Origin of the sequence: Inediibacterium massiliense, from assembly GCF_001282725.1 — a bacterium.
Lineage (GTDB): Bacteria > Bacillota > Clostridia > Peptostreptococcales > Thermotaleaceae > Anaerophilus > Anaerophilus massiliensis.
Genome location: NZ_LN876587.1, coordinates 19,903 through 35,820, shown reverse-complemented (window position 1 = coordinate 35,820; position 15,918 = coordinate 19,903). Strand labels below are relative to the sequence as shown.

Annotated in this window: 14 protein-coding genes; 2 read left to right on the top strand and 12 right to left on the bottom strand. The window is 30.2% G+C overall.

Going from position 1 to position 15,918, the window contains the following annotated elements:
- Window positions 1–7 precede the first annotated feature (7 nt).
- The 4 genes from BN2409_RS08735 to BN2409_RS08720 form a co-directional block, all read right to left on the bottom strand.
- The gene (locus BN2409_RS08735) at window positions 8–736 is read right to left on the bottom strand and encodes a PHP domain-containing protein (protein WP_053956273.1); all 729 of its coding nucleotides are present in this window, start codon (window positions 734–736) and stop codon (window positions 8–10) included.
- 21 nt (window positions 737–757) lie between these two features.
- Window positions 758–1,672, bottom strand: a complete 915-nt coding sequence (gene murB / locus BN2409_RS08730) for a UDP-N-acetylmuramate dehydrogenase (RefSeq protein WP_053956272.1) — start codon at window positions 1,670–1,672, stop codon at window positions 758–760.
- Between the two features lie 73 nt (window positions 1,673–1,745).
- Window positions 1,746–3,089: an ABC transporter substrate-binding protein gene (locus BN2409_RS08725; protein ID WP_053956271.1), complete on the bottom strand. Its 1,344-nt coding sequence runs from the start codon at window positions 3,087–3,089 to the stop codon at window positions 1,746–1,748.
- Between the two features lie 173 nt (window positions 3,090–3,262).
- The gene (locus BN2409_RS08720; RefSeq protein ID WP_053956270.1) at window positions 3,263–4,789 is read right to left on the bottom strand and encodes a helix-turn-helix domain-containing protein; all 1,527 of its coding nucleotides are present in this window, start codon (window positions 4,787–4,789) and stop codon (window positions 3,263–3,265) included.
- A gap of 272 nt (window positions 4,790–5,061) precedes the next feature.
- Here BN2409_RS08720 and BN2409_RS08715 point away from each other — a divergent pair, with 272 nt between their 5' ends.
- A complete protein-coding gene (locus BN2409_RS08715; protein ID WP_278320211.1) occupies window positions 5,062–5,613 on the top strand; it encodes an HD-GYP domain-containing protein in 552 nt (183 codons plus the stop codon).
- 135 nt (window positions 5,614–5,748) lie between these two features.
- Window positions 5,749–6,288, top strand: coding sequence for a peroxiredoxin (locus BN2409_RS08710; RefSeq protein WP_053956268.1), 540 nt, complete (start codon window positions 5,749–5,751; stop codon window positions 6,286–6,288).
- Window positions 6,289–6,309: 21 nt separating this feature from the next.
- Here BN2409_RS08710 and hydF read toward each other — a convergent pair whose 3' ends face one another.
- From hydF to BN2409_RS08670, 8 genes are all read right to left on the bottom strand, one after another.
- Window positions 6,310–7,530: a [FeFe] hydrogenase H-cluster maturation GTPase HydF gene (gene hydF, locus BN2409_RS08705; protein WP_053956267.1), complete on the bottom strand. Its 1,221-nt coding sequence runs from the start codon at window positions 7,528–7,530 to the stop codon at window positions 6,310–6,312.
- A 1-nt stretch (window position 7,531) separates the two neighbouring features.
- Complete coding sequence (gene hydE / locus BN2409_RS08700) at window positions 7,532–8,818, bottom strand: [FeFe] hydrogenase H-cluster radical SAM maturase HydE (RefSeq protein WP_199872982.1); 1,287 nt, start codon at window positions 8,816–8,818, stop codon at window positions 7,532–7,534.
- 9 nt (window positions 8,819–8,827) lie between these two features.
- Window positions 8,828–10,201 (bottom strand): [FeFe] hydrogenase H-cluster radical SAM maturase HydG, encoded by a 1,374-nt coding sequence (hydG, locus tag BN2409_RS08695; RefSeq protein ID WP_053956266.1) that lies wholly within the window; start codon window positions 10,199–10,201, stop codon window positions 8,828–8,830.
- 11 nt (window positions 10,202–10,212) lie between these two features.
- Entirely contained in the window at window positions 10,213–10,458 is a 246-nt protein-coding gene (locus tag BN2409_RS08690) for a TM1266 family iron-only hydrogenase system putative regulator (protein ID WP_053956265.1), read from the bottom strand.
- Between the two features lie 383 nt (window positions 10,459–10,841).
- Complete coding sequence (locus BN2409_RS08685) at window positions 10,842–12,650, bottom strand: NADH-dependent [FeFe] hydrogenase, group A6 (RefSeq protein ID WP_053956264.1); 1,809 nt, start codon at window positions 12,648–12,650, stop codon at window positions 10,842–10,844.
- A 31-nt stretch (window positions 12,651–12,681) separates the two neighbouring features.
- A complete protein-coding gene (gene nuoF / locus BN2409_RS08680; protein WP_053956263.1) occupies window positions 12,682–14,478 on the bottom strand; it encodes an NADH-quinone oxidoreductase subunit NuoF in 1,797 nt (598 codons plus the stop codon).
- Between the two features lie 24 nt (window positions 14,479–14,502).
- Window positions 14,503–14,868, bottom strand: a complete 366-nt coding sequence (locus BN2409_RS08675; RefSeq protein WP_053956262.1) for a (2Fe-2S) ferredoxin domain-containing protein — start codon at window positions 14,866–14,868, stop codon at window positions 14,503–14,505.
- A gap of 12 nt (window positions 14,869–14,880) precedes the next feature.
- Window positions 14,881–15,354, bottom strand: a complete 474-nt coding sequence (locus tag BN2409_RS08670) for an NADH-quinone oxidoreductase subunit NuoE family protein (RefSeq protein WP_053956261.1) — start codon at window positions 15,352–15,354, stop codon at window positions 14,881–14,883.
- Between the last annotated feature and the right edge of the window lie 564 nt (window positions 15,355–15,918).

Here is a 15,918-nt window from a genome sequence, read left to right as displayed (position 1 = left end):
ACTCCCCCTACTCTGCATTTATAATTTGGTCTACACTCAAACCTGCCTGTATGGCTCTTTGGATTCCTTTTTGTACATTTGCTACATCCTCAGGTCTATGGGCATCACTACTTATAACAAATTTAACTCCTTCTTTCATAGCAACCTTTATATATTCTACTGTTAAATAGCCATGGCTGCTATTGATTTCAAGAGCAGTTCCTCTTTCTTTTGCAGCTTTCGCTACCTCTTTTGTATCTATATTGGCTTTTGCCCCTGGATGTGTAAGAATATCAATATTATTATTATAAATAGCAGCTACTACTGCATCTGTATTGATCACTCGAACTTTTCTATCTACCGTTGGAAAATATCTTGCTAAAAAATTATTTCCATGAATTCTAAAACAATCTGAAATATGATAGGGTAATGCTCCAAAATGATATCCCGCAAGAACAATATCTAATTTTTTTAAATTTTCATCATCTATATCTAGTCTGCCATCTAAACCCATAATATTGAGTTCCATTCCAAGCTTTACTTTTATTTTATCTGTAGATTTGTTGATTGCATCAATTTCTTCTCTCATCTTTGAAAGATTTTTTCTTTTGACTCCATATAAAAGATGTCTAAATCCATGATCTGAAATTCCAATTTCTCTTAAACCTTTTTGAATTGCTATATCCACATTATCCTGAATGGTACCCTTTCCATGACTATATATGGTATGAGTATGATAATCTGCAAATATTTTCATTTGTTTTCACTTCCATTTCTTTTATTCTTCTCCAATTATTTTTATTTCTGGTTCTAATAATACAGAGAATTTATCATACACTGTTTTTTGCACAAGACTTATAATATTCATTACATCTTCTGCACAAGCACGATCTACATTTACCACAAAGCCTGCATGAAGAGGAGATACTTGTGCGCCTCCTATTCTTACTCCTTTTAGTCCTGCATCTTCTATTAATTTACCTGCAAAATGACCTTGAGGTCTCTTAAATGTGCTTCCTGCACTAGGAAATTGTAAAGGTTGCTTTGTCACTCTTTTTTGAGTAAGGTCTTTGACTTTTGCTTTAATTTCTTCTTCGTCTCCCTTTTGAAGCTCTATCTCCACTTCTAATACAATATATTTTTTCTTAGGGATAATACTATTTCTGTAATCAAGCTCTAATTCTTCCTTTTTTAAATATATCATATTACCTTCTTCATCCATCACTAAAGCAGCTTTTACTACATCCTTCATTTCCCCTCCATAGGCTCCTGCATTCATAGCAATGGCTCCACCTAAAGTCCCAGGTATTCCGCTTGCAAATTCAAATCCTTCTAAACCATTTTTGACAACTATGCTAGCTAAAGAGGATAAAAGTATTCCTGATTTTGCTTTGATTTCATTCTCTTTTATATCTACCCCATTAAAGGTATCTCCAATCTTAATCACGACTCCTCTTATTCCTTTATCTAGCACTAAAATATTGCTCCCATTTCCTATAATATAATAATCTATATGATTTGTTTTACAAATTTGAATAGTTTCTTTTATATCTTCTATCGTTTTAGGTAATACCATTAGGTCCACTGGTCCTCCTATTTTAAAAGAAGTATGTTTACTCATAGGTTCATTTTTTAAAATAGATTCTGGATTTATTTTTTCTATCAATTTATAATAAATATTTTCTATATTCACTTTCTCCACTCCTTCATTTCTCCTTCATAGATTCTTTTTCAGTATACCTATTCCTCATTTGAAATACAAGGCATTAGTCATTGATTTTTCTTATACTTTCCATATAATCCTTTATTTTTTCCTTTGAATCTTTTATAGTCTCTTGAGAAGACTTTTTACCTAGTAATGCTTGGCGAATCTGACTTTGTAAAATTTCTTCAATGCTTCTCCATTTAGGATGGGTATGGATCATTTTTATATCTTCTAACTCATTTTCTATTGTTGACAAATAAGGATCATTTTTATAGATCTCTCCTATAGATTTTTTTGCTGGAAAAACTCCTAACCGATACAATTGTCTTTGATAGTCATCCTTTGTAATAAATTTTAAAAACTTTACACACATCTCTAACTTTTTAGGGTCTTCTTGTTTAAAAATGCCATATGCATCTATAGGAGTACAAATAGATAAAGATTCTTTTTCTTCTCCTATAGGAAACCCCACTACTTCAAATTCAAATCCCCCTTCATTTTTAAGCTTCTTAAGAGACGACGTCTTTGAAGTTTCAGCAGGATATACAGCTACTTTCCCTTTACAAAATAAATCCCACGCATCCTTTTCTGAATTTTCCCCAAAATCATCTGGGGTTACTTTATACATGTATTTTAAATCTACTAATTTTTTTAATCCACTTATAGCTTTTTCATCATCAAATCCATAGCTTTGATCTTTTTCAAAAATAGTAGCTCCATCACTTAATAAAATCCCCCATAAAGGATGATTTTCTCCTACAAAAGAGTAAAATCCATATGTATCTATTTTTTTATCTCCATCTTGATCATAAGTCAGCTGTTTTACATGATCCACAAATTCTTTGTACGTCCATTCACCATTTTTAGGAATTTCAATATTTTTTTCATGAAATAAATCTACATTTATATACATCTTATATATATCTATCATCCAAGGGATTCCCCATTTTCTTCCTTTTGCTGTCACAGCCTTTAATGACTCTTCCTTATAATCATCCCATTCTTCATGAGATAAATATTGATCTAAAGGCTCTAGTACTTTTTTATGGATTACATTTTGATCTGAACCTATAGGAGCAATATCAGGAGAAGAATTAGTTTTTATACTCGTTTCTATTTCAATAGGTCCATTCAATGGGTATATTGGCTTAAAATCAATATAGACACCTGGATTTTGTTTTTCAAAAACTCTTATTTTTTCTAAAATCCATCCAAATCTTGTTCCATTTTCACAATCTAGATGAGGATAATCCCAAAATTCAATCACGCCTTTAAAATTCTCCTCTTTTTGAATAGAGTTACTTTTTAATTTATATTGTAGAAAATAAAAAGGACCAAAAATCAAAAAAGCACATATCAAAAAACATAAAAAAAAGGTCATCCCTTTATTTTTTTTATTTTCCATTTTCCCACCTCCTATAAATATTTATTAAAAAATCTTATAGTATATGCTTATAGATTATTTCAACCAATCCATAAATATATTTTATTGATTTAAAAAAAATTTAATTCTTTCATGTGGAAATCTATTCATAGGAGGGAATTTAAAAGAAAAGAAATCATATGATTTTTTCATTCTTATAAATATTTCATCTGAATTTTAAACCATGAAATAACATTTTTTTTTTCTTTATTAAAAGGAGCAATTTCATTTAACATTTCCTTAAAACAATTTGTAACATAATGAACCATAGTGGGCTCTGTAATAGATATGCAAACCTTTTCATTTTCTTCAATAGGTTGATGAAAATTATGAATAAGTACAACATTAGACTCTTTAATCATCCAAGAAAAATCATCGAAAATGCTTTTTTCTTGATCATTTATTAAAGCTATATTGTAATTCTCATAATTCTCAAGCATATATATTATATTTTTTAAAAGTATGTATACATCATAAGAATTTAAATATGCGCCAGGTTCTTTGCTAGTTTTCACTAAATTTTCGATAAAATCTTTAGAATATATCTCTATGAATTTATAGCTTTGAATCTGTATATGAAAATCTTTTTTTACATTTTTTTGTTTTTCTATAAATAATGATAACTCTTTTTCTTTTATGGTTTTGTTGTATAATAAAAAAATTTTATCATAAAGTTCCTCTGGAATAGATATAGAATGAAAGCACCAATTATAAATAAATCTATTCCCATTTAAATTTTCATAAACTGTAAAATTTTCTAATATATTTGGGCTTGTAAATTTGACTTTATCTATAATTAAAGATGATAAGTATTTATTATTTAGAGAAAGATAATCTTGAAAAACTTCTAATGCATGAATATCTTTAATTAAGAAAGCATTATCCATTTTTTTTGATTTTCTATTAAAAAAAACGATCAAAGTACCCGTATTAGGAATAAACATAATTTCTCTATATTGAAGTACAATATCATATTTATTCCAAAAATATAAATTATATTTTTCAGAGAATATATTATTTAAGAGTTCATTTATAATTTTCTTATTTCTTTCTGCATTATTATTTATATTGACCACTTTATAAATAGACCAACCTTTTTTTTGAACTTCTAGTAAAACATCATTCCATTGAGAATAAACCTTCTCAAGATAAGAGTTACATTTAAATTCAGTAAAAAATGTAATAACAATAGGTTCTTTTATATGATACGGTTTTTCAGGTATAGATTTTAAAAGAGCCATACCTGTATTAATGATGTTCTCTTCACCTTTTATCAATTCAAAATTACTCATATAATTCAAATCATAAAAACTCTTTTCCTGTGCTTCATGAAAATCAGAATTCATCACATTATTTTTTTTGTAATCTTGTAACAGCCCTAACAAAAGCTCATATATATAATTATTCATACCATTAAAATTCTCAACATCCATATAAAATTTAAATTGGTTTGCAATATGTATAATGTCATTTTTTTGATATTCATTATGAATATGTTCAGACAAATAATTAGAAATATTTTTTAAATAATTAGAATGAGTAACTATTTTTCTTTGGCCTGTTTTCCATTTACTTATTAAAGAAGGATCTACATTGATTGCATTAGCTAATTGCCTTACCTTAATATTCGTAATATTAAGTAGTTCATTGAGACATATACCGAAGTTTGTATATTTTGCCATGATACACCTCTATATAGTATTTTATAGATTGATAATATTTTCCATTACTCATTATAAGTAATAATGAAACGTGTTTCAACGAAACACCTATGACATAATCAGTCAATGACGGTTTGTAGACATTTTATGTCTACATCTTGAAAAGGAGATTCCAACAGCTATAATTATAGTAAAATATGTAAAAACTCATAGATATATGGAAAATAAAGTAGAATATATATTTCAAGGAGGTATTTACAATCAAAAAATATGAACACAACACAAAAGATCTATTGTTTTTTAAATATGTTGATTTTTTTTTACATAGGATCGCTTTAAAGTCTATAGATACATTAAATCATTGTATTAGAGTTTCTAAATTATCCATGAAAATAGGTCATTCATTTGATCTTTCTCAAAAAGATATGAAAGACTTATTGATTGCATCCCTTTTACATGATATAGGTAAAATCGGCATTCCACAGGAAATATTAAATAAACCAAATTCATTAACAAAAAACGAATATGAAATTATAAAAACACACTGTGAAATAGGCATGGAATATTTATCTGAAGTCAATATATTTAATGATATATCTCATATTATTTTGTATCACCATGAGAGATACGATGGACAAGGGTATCCATATGGATTAATTGGAAATCATATTCCTTTTTTATCTAGAATTATAGCTGTAGCCGATTCTTTTGATGCTATGATATCACCAAGAGTTTATAAAAAGCAAATAAGTATTCCACAAGCATTAAACGAAATTTTTAAAAATAGAGGTACTCAGTTTGACACCACTATTGCAGATCAATTCATAAAAATAATAAAACCATAAGATTTTTGATCCTCTTTATTTTGATAATAATTCTCATTTTTCTGTTTAGAAAATTTATTTTAGGGAATATCTAAAATAGGCTTAGTCTAAATGAAATACATTCAATATATTGAAAAGAAATAAGGAGGGTATATGATGGCTGAAAGAATGATAGGAAAGGCTGCTCCCCATTTTGAAATGAAAACAATAGATGGAGCAGGAGAAAATTTTGGAAAAGTTTCATTAGAGGACTACAAAGGAAAATGGCTTGTGATGTTTTTTTATCCACTAGATTTTACTTTTGTGTGTCCAACAGAAATTACTGGCTTTAATAAAAGAATAGAAGATTTTAAAAAGCTAGGTGCTGAAATTTTAGGAGTAAGTACAGATAGTGAACATTCTCACAAAGCATGGATTCATACTCCCGGGGAAAAAGGAGGACTTGGAAAACTTGAATTTCCATTAGCTTCTGATAAAACACATCAAGTATCCAAAGATTATGGCATATTAATAGAAGAAGATGGTATTGCTTTAAGAGGATTATTTATTATTGATCCAAATGGCATTTTGAAATACTCTGTCATCCATGATTTAAATGTAGGAAGAAGTGCAGACGAAACATTAAGAGTATTACAAGGGCTACAATCTGGAGGATTATGTCCTCTTGATTGGAATCCCGGAGATGCACAATTATAATAAATAGGCTGCATATGCAGCCTATTTAAATTTTTCTTTTATATTTGGAAATAAATCTAATGCACGATTTAATACTCCTGTAGCCAATCCTATCAATACTCCATAATTTACAATAGGAATATGATATTCATTGGATTTTTTGATTCTAAACTCCATTTCCTTAGGATTTAACATACAACCTCCACAATGAACAATCAAATCATATTTTTTGATATTTTCTTCATCTGGATAAGAGGTTCCACTAAGCCATTCAAAATTTAATTTTGCTCCTGCTGTATTTTCTATCCATTTTGGAATTTTATCTTTTCCTATATCTCCTTCTTGTCTATGATGAGTACATCCTTCACAAATTAAAACGTTACTTCCTTCTTTTAAATTTTTTATTTTATTTGCTCCAAGTACTAAAGTTTCCAAATCCCCTTTGTATCTTGCAAATAAAATAGAAAATGATGTAAGAGGAATATCTATTGGAGTCAATTCGTCTACTTTTTTAAAAGCTTGAGAATCCGTAATGACCATTTTAGGTTTTTTTCCAATATCTTTTAATGTCTTTGTAAGCTCCGTCTCCCTTGTAACAATAGCAATACCTCCATGATCAATAATATCTCTTATGGTTTGCTGCTGAGGAAGTATTAGTCTTCCCTTTGGTGCTGCTTTATCTATAGGAGTTACCAATACTACAAAATCTCCTTCATCTATTAAATCTCCTACAATTACTTTTTCATGTTTTTTGATATCTGCTACTTTTATAATGGTTTCTTTTAAATTTTCTATTCCATATTTTGTCTTTGCACTTACCTTTACAAAGGGAATATCATATACTTTTTCCCATTCTATTAAAATAGATTCTTCTACATCTTTTTCATCTATTTTATTCATGACTCCTATCAACGGAATATTTTTTTCTTTCATTCTTTGAAGCATATCTTTTTCAAAGGAAGTTATTTCTTTTGTAAAAATAAGTAAAGCAAGCTCTGTTTTATTAAGAACCTCATGAGTTTTTTGTATTCTTAATTTCCCTAGGTTTCCAATATCATCTATTCCCGCTGTATCTATTAATACTACAGGACCTATAGGGAGTATCTCCATAGACTTATAAACAGGATCTGTGGTTGTTCCTGCTACATTGGATACAAGTGCTATATCTTGATTGGTTAAACTATTGATAAGACTTGATTTTCCTACATTTCTTTTTCCAAATAATGAAATGTGTAGTCTGTTGCTTCTTGGTGTATCCTGCATATTAAACCTCCTTTTTAATATAGGGTGGCAATTTCCTATTTGACTCTTTGATAGCTTTATAAGCACTATCTAAATCTACCATATTTTTATCTGTATAAATTTGATAATTATATCTATACTTAGGAGGAGTATTAATAAGCATAATTGTATTCGCCCCTGCCTGTAAAGCCTTCGTTTGTCCATCTGGATCAATGCTAGCTAATGCAGTTGTAGCAGGAAGAAACACTCTTTTACATACAATTCTTGTGACTGCTACGGCTCTTAGCGTCATTTCAACAGAACCTATAGGATATTCTTCAAAAGGAGTGCCCTCTACAGGAAGAAAAGGTCCTATTCCTATCATATTAATGCCCATTTCTTTAAAGAATAAAATATCTTTTGCAATATCTTCTACTCTCTGTCCTGGAAGACCAAGCATATTTCCCGATCCATTTAAATATCCAAGCTCTTTTAACCATTTAGAACACTGTAGCCTTTCATCAAAGTCATCATCTGGATGAATAAATCTAAAAATTTCTTTATTGGTAGTTTCAATCTTTAATAAAAAGTTATTGGCTCCCATTTTCTTATAAAGAGCATATTCTTCTTTTGATCTTTCTCCTATACTTAGAGTAATTCTCATCCCTGTTTCTTTTTTGATTCTTTGAATCAAAGATACTATCTTCTCACTTGTCCACCATAGATCTTCTCCTGATTGTAAAATCACAGTTTTTAGTCCCATATGATTCATTTCATGAACAACCTCTAATATTTCATCTTCAGTCATTCTATATCTATGAATATTTATATCTTTTCTGATCCCACAGTATTTGCAATTTCTTCTACAAATATTTGAAAACTCAATGGCTCCTCTTATATCTACTACATCTCCAACAATTTCTTTTCTCATTTGATCTGAAGCTTTAAAAATTGCATCTATCTCTGCTTTACGATCTGTTTTGAGTAAAATCACAATCTCTTCAAAATTTAACTCTTCTCCATTTTCTATTTTTTTCAAAATCTTTAAAAATTCATCTGAAATCATATCTTGAGAGAGCTTTTCTAAAAGTCCTAAAAGTCTTTTTGGCTTGTCCTCATAAATTCCACTTAATTTTATATTTTTTTCTTTTAATATTTCTTTTACTTTTTCTAAATCCTCTTTTTTTATTTTTATGGCTGTAGCACAAACAGATCCATATTCAGAAGGAGCAGGAACCAATAAGGTTTTGATTCCTGCCTCCTTTAAACACTGATCCCCTCTTAACATATAATTAGTAGATGCTGCCATGATTAGATAGTGTTTGATCATAAATTCCTCCTAAAAGTATAAATCTTTTTGTCCTTCTTCTATTTGTTTTATTCTTTTTATAGTTTCTTCCTTTATTTTTTCATTTTCTATTTTATTTATTTCTTCTTTGATCATTTTTTCTCCTATTTCCTTCGTTTGTTCTGAAGCATAAGAAACTAAATTTTCTTTAAATGTAAGAATAGCATTTGGATGACAAAATTCATGAATATGCGCATCCTTTGCAAGCTCCATAAAAGCTTCTCCTGTTCTATGATTTCTATAACAAGCTGTACAAAAGCTTGGAAGATGCCCATTCTTTACAATAACACGAAGCATCTCATCTAAGCTTCTTTCATCATTGACTTCAAATTGAGTAGCATCTCGATCATCCTCTTCATATCCTCCTGGATTGATTCTGGATCCTGCAGATATTTGAGAAATTCCTAAATTGATGAGTTCATCACGAAGATGCGGTGCTTCTCTTGTAGAAAGAATCATTCCTGTATAAGGAACTGTAAGACGAAGTACCGCTATAATTTTTTTAAATTCTTCATCTGTAATAGGGAAAGGAATCTCTTTAAGCTTTGAGCCAAGAGCTGGTCTAAGTCTTGGAACAGATATAGTATGAGGCCCTACACTATATTTTTGATCCATATATTGAGAATGCATTAATGTGCCTAATATATCAAATTTATAATCATAAAGACCTAACAAAGGACCAATTCCAAAATCGTCAATTCCTGCTTGAAAAGCTCTCTCCACAGCAGTCAAACGATAATCGTAATCTTTTTTAGCTCCTGTTGGATGCATTTTTTTATACGTTTCTCTATGATAAGTCTCTTGAAAAATTTGAAAAGTTCCTATTCCGCATTTTTTTAACTTTTTAAAATCCTCCACAGTCATAGGAGCCGCATTTACATTAATTCTTCGAATGTCTGCATTTTCATAAATAGCTGTGACTCCATCTACAATATGATCAATATGAGTCTTTTTAGCGTCTTCTCCACAGACTAATAAAATTCGTTTATGGCCTTGAGATTCAATAGCTTTTGCCTCATGTACAATTTCTTCTGGTGAAAGAGTTCTTCTATGAAGCAATTTATTTTCCATTCTAAATCCACAATAAAGGCAATTGTTTGTACATTCATTACTTGTATACAAAGGAGCAAACAAAACAATTCGATTTCCATATATAGTCTCCTTTATATATCTTGCAGTTTGAAACAATTCATTCAATAGATCCTCATCTTCTACTTGAAGCAATACCCCCACTTCTTCTAAAGATAATCCATAACAATCTCTTGCTTTTTTGATAATATCTAAAACTTCACTTTTACTAGCTTTTTTTCCTTCTATTAATAATTTATTGATTTTTTCTTCATCGATAATATGATAAGTGCTCATATAAACTCCTCCTATTTTTGAGTGAGTGCACTTTTTACACTAACTCCTTTTAATCTTCCTAATTTTCCTGTGAGGGCCCCTATCTCATCTGTTGTACCATCTACAATGATAGATATGACACTGACTTGCTTTTCTTTATAAGGTACCCCCATTCTCCCTACAATAATCTCTCCAAAATCACTTAAAAATTTATTCACCATATCTACACTTTCTTTATCTTCAACAATAATTGCAATAACTCCTATTCTTTTGTTCATCTTACTACTCCTACTCCTTCCCATAAAAAAAACTTTCCTTACGATATAAGAGAAATTAGCCTGTAAATCTTATGGCAAAGTCATAAAAAATTAGGAACGATTCCACAGAATTTATGAAAATATAGAAATAAGAGAGAAAATGTTTAGCATTATACTGTTTGAGCTTAAGCGAGTTTGTAATGCTATTTTCTATGGTTTCTATATATTTTCCAAATTCGAGGACTTAGTGACTATTTTTATGTCTTTGTCATTAAGCTAAAGTTTTCTTAACTTAAAGGAAAGTTTTTTATATCACAAAAAATTCATAAAATCACCCTCTTACCTTTTGCTCAGATTCATCCTTGCAATTAGATTTTTTAGATCCTCCTAATGAATACAATCCATTAGTTAGATAAATGATTACAATTTCCACAAGCTGTTTCTTCACAACAACATTCTTCTACATCCTTTGGAAATTTTTCTTTTCTATTATAATGAGTATGCAATAACTCATGGGCTTTATGACTATTTGGTTTTTCTAAAAATTCTTCATATAATTTTTTGATTTGTGGATTCTCATGGGATTTTCTATATTGTAAAATTTCATCTTCTTCATACAATGCTTTGGCTCTTTCAACCCTTACATCTACCTCCATCAATGTTTTAGCAGATACATGAGGCTGACCTCCTCCACAGACACAACCTCCACTACATCCCATAATTTCTATAAAATCATATTGTTTTTCTCCTGATTTTACTAAATCTAATAATTTAGATGCAGCACCTGTTCCATGTACTACAGCAATTTTAATATCTTTTCCTCCAATGGTCAAGGCTGCTTCTTTAATTTCCTTGATCCCTCTTATTTCTTTATACTCAACTTTTTCAATAGTTTTTCCTTCCAATACATCAGAAACTGTTCTTAAGGCAGCTTCCATCACTCCTCCTGTAGCACCAAAGATCACTCCAGCTCCAGTGTACTCTCCTAATAAATCTTGATCAAATTTTTCATCTTCAAGCTCTAAAAACTTGATTCTTGATTGCTTGATCATTCTACCTAGCTCTCTTGTAGTTAAAACAGCATCTACATCTCTTAATTTGTCTACTTGCATCTCAGGTCTTTTAGACTCAGTTTTTTTAGAAGTACATGGCATAATAGATACTACAAATATTTTAGAAGGATCAATATTTTTATTTTTTGCATAATAAGATTTAATAATAGCACCCATCATTTGATGAGGTGATTTACAACTAGATAGATTCTGAATAAATTCTGGATAATAATATTCACAATATCTTACCCAACCAGGAGAACAAGAAGTAATCATAGGTAATACTCCACCATTTTGTATTCGATCTAAAAGCTCATAGCCTTCTTCCATAATCGTCAAATCTGCTCCAAAATTTGTATCGTATACTTTATCAAAACCTAATCTCTTTAAAGCTGCCACCATTTTTCCTGTTACTCTTGTTCCGATAGGAAGTCCAAATTCTTCTCCTAAAGCTGCTCTTACTGCAGGTGCTGTTTGTACTACTACATGAAGATTTGGATTATCTAAAGCATCCCATACCTTTTGTGTATCATCTTTTTCTGTTAATGCCCCTACTGGACAACTAACAATACATTGGCCACAATAAACGCAAGGTGAATCTGCCATACTTTTTTCAAATGCAGGAGCTACTTCTGTTTTAAATCCTCTATTCACAAAATCTAAAATTCCTATATTTTGCACCTTTTTACAAGTACTTACACATCTTCCACAAAGAATACACTTACTTGGATCCCTTACAATAGAAAAAGATGTATCATCTATTACACTTTTTGGTTTTTCTCCCTCAAAAGGAATTTCTCTGATTCCTAATTCTTCTGCTAAAGCTTGTAGTTCACAATTTTTATTTCTTACACAAGTTAAACATTCTCTATTATGATTGGATAATATAAGTTCTACATTTGATTTTCTTGCTTCTCTTACTTTTTTACTATTTGTTTTTATAACCATACCTTCAGATACTGGATATACACAAGATGCTTGTAATGCTTTTGCGCCTTCAATTTCTACAAGACAGACGCGACAGGCTCCTACTTCATTGATTCCTTTTAAAAAACATAAAGTTGGAATATCTATTCCACATTCTTTAGCAGCTTGTAATATAGTATAATCCTTTGGAACTTGAACTTTTATATTATCAATGGTCAAATTTACTTTTTCCATTTTGTCACTCTCCTTTTCCTAACATCCAACTTTATTTTTTTGAAATGGCGTCAAATGGACAAGCTTCCATACAAGCACCGCACTTTAAGCATTTTTCTTTATCAATATGGAAAGTTCTTTTTCCTCTGAGTCCACTAATACATCCCGCTGGACATTTTGATGCACAAATACCACATTTTCTACATAACTCTGAATCAATGGTATAGGATAGAAGATTTTGACAGACTCCTGCTGGACATCTTTTTTCTATTACATGAGCTTCATATTCATCTCTAAAATATCTTAGTGTAGATAAAACTGGATTTGGGGCAGTTTGACCGAGTCCACAAAGAGCAGATGCTTTGATATTTGCAGCTAATTGTTCTAATCGATCAATATCTTCAAGTTCACCTTTTCCAGAAGTAATCTTATCTAATATTTCAAGCATTCTTTTTGTTCCTATTCTACAAGGAGGACATTTCCCACAAGACTCATCTACTGTAAAATCTAAAAAGAATCTTGCAATATCCACCATACAATTGTCTTCATCCATAACAATCATACCGCCAGAACCTATCATAGATCCTAACTCAATTAAGTTATCATAATCAATAGGCGTATCTAAGTATTCTTTAGGCACACAACCTCCTGATGGACCTCCTGTTTGTACAGCTTTAAATTTCTTTCCCTTTGGAATTCCCCCTCCAATTTCATAAATAATCTCTCTTAGAGTCGTTCCCATAGGAATTTCTACAAGTCCTGTGTGATTAATTTTTCCTCCTAATGCAAACACCTTTGTTCCTTTTGATTTTTCCGTTCCCATATCTGAAAACCACTTAGGACCATTTAGAATAATTTGAGGAATATTTGCATAAGTTTCTACATTGTTAAGTAACGTTGGTTTTCCCCATAACCCCTTAACAGCAGGAAAAGGTGGTCTTGACCTTGGCATACCTCTTTTTCCTTCAATAGAATTTAAAAGAGCTGTTTCCTCTCCACAAACAAAGGCTCCTGCTCCTAATCTAATTTCTACATCAAAATCGAAACCTTTTCCAAAGATGTTCTTTCCTAAAAGACCATATTCCCTTGCTTGATCAATAGCAACCTGAAGACGATTGACTGCAATTGGATATTCTGCTCTTATATAAACATACCCTTGATTAGCACCTACAGCATATCCAGCTATTGCCATGGCTTCAATAACAGAATGAGGATCTCCTTCTAATATAGATCTATCCATAAAAGCTCCTGGATCTCCTTCATCTGCATTACACGCTACATACTTTTGATCTCCCTCTGCTTTATAGGTGAATTGCCACTTCATTCCAGTACTAAATCCACCACCTCCACGTCCTCTTAAGCCTGATTGTTTAACAGTATCAATGACTTCTTCTCTAGACATGTCCGTTAAAGCTTTTCCTAAAGCTTTATATCCATCAAAAGCAATATATTCTCTTATGTTTTCTGGATTGATTCTTCCACAATTTCTTAAAGCTACTCTTTTTTGCTTTTTATAAAACTGTACTTCCCCAATAGATTTAATTTTATCTTCTTCAATAGCATCTTTAAATAATAAATCCTTTACAATTTTTCCATGTAATAAATGTTCTTCTGTAATTCTTTTTACATCTTCTACCTTTACATGACTATAAAAAGCTCCTTCTGGATAGACAATAACAATAGGACCTGCTTCACACAAACCGAAACATCCTGTTTTGACCAATTTTATTTCTCTATCTAATCCATGCTTTTTTAATTCTTCTTCAAAAGTAGATATTAATTTTTGAGATCCTGAAGAAGTACATCCTGTACCACCACAAATAAGAACATGTGCTCTATAAATTTCCATGATCTTTCCCCCTTACACTCATTTTTACTTTGCTGCGTTAATGGTGTACTCCTGTACTATTTTTCCATTTAAAATATGATCTTGTACTACTTTTTTGATCTTTTGTGGAGTCATCTCTATATAAGTAACCTTTTCTTCATTTGGTTTATATACTTCTACCATAGGTTCTAATTTACATACACCAATACATCCTGTTTGAGATACTACTACATCCTTAATATTTTGAAGCTTGACCTCTTCTAAAAGAGCAATCAAAACATCTCTTGCCCCAGCAGCTATTCCACAAGTATCCATTCCTACAACAATTTTTGTTCTTTCTCTCTCACATCTAATGTCAACTTCACGCCATGCTTCTTCACGAATTTTTTCTAATTCTTCTAATGATTTCATTTCCTTTCCCCCTTAATACTTTTTGAGTATTGCCGGTATATCAGATTCCACTAGTCTTCCATACACATCTTCATTTACAGTAATCACAGGTGCTAGTCCACAAGCTCCTATACATCTAGTTGCTTCTAATGTGAATTTTCCATCTGCTGAAGTTTTCCCAACTTCTACATTTAACTCTTTTTGTATTTTATCTAATATCTTTTGTGATCCCTTAACATAACAAGCCGTTCCTAAACAGACACCGATTGTATATTCTCCTTTTGGCTCTATTGAAAATTGGGCATAAAATGTAACAACTCCATAAATTTCTGCTAATGGAATATGAAGTCCTTCTGATATCTTCTTTTGTACCTCCATAGGTAAACACCCAAATATTTTTTGTGCATCATTTAAAACAGGAATCAAGGCACCTTTTTGTTCTCTATGCTTTTGAATAACTTCCTCTAACTTTAAAAAATTTTCTTCTGTAAAAATATTCTTTGCCATATTTGTTCCCCCTTTAATCCTTACCGCTAAAAAACTTATGTCACCTTTCAAATTTTTTATTATTATAACAAATAATATTGGTATTTTGGATATTTTTTTAACAATCTTTTTTTTAAGATTTTGGAAATTATGAATAATTTTATCTGAAACATTTCATATATGTCTTTCTGTATTAACATATTTTTTATTTTGTAATTTTATTTCAATAATTTTATTGTCCTCCTCAATTTCAACGATTTTAAAAGGATCATGTATCTTTCCACTTTATATTATTAATTTTTTTTATTTTCAGTTTATTATTTTTAGATTTTTTTGCTGAAATACTTTAAATTTATTTTTCTTGCTTTTTTTTTCCATAANAAATAATATTGGTATTTTGGATATTTTTTTAACAATCTTTTTTTTAAGATTTTGGAAATTATGAATAATTTTATCTGAAACATTTCATATATGTCTTTCTGTATTAACATATTTTTTATTTTGTAATTTTATTTCAATAATTTTATTGTCCTCCTCAATTTCAACGATTTTAAAAGGATCATGTATCTTTCCACTTTATATTAT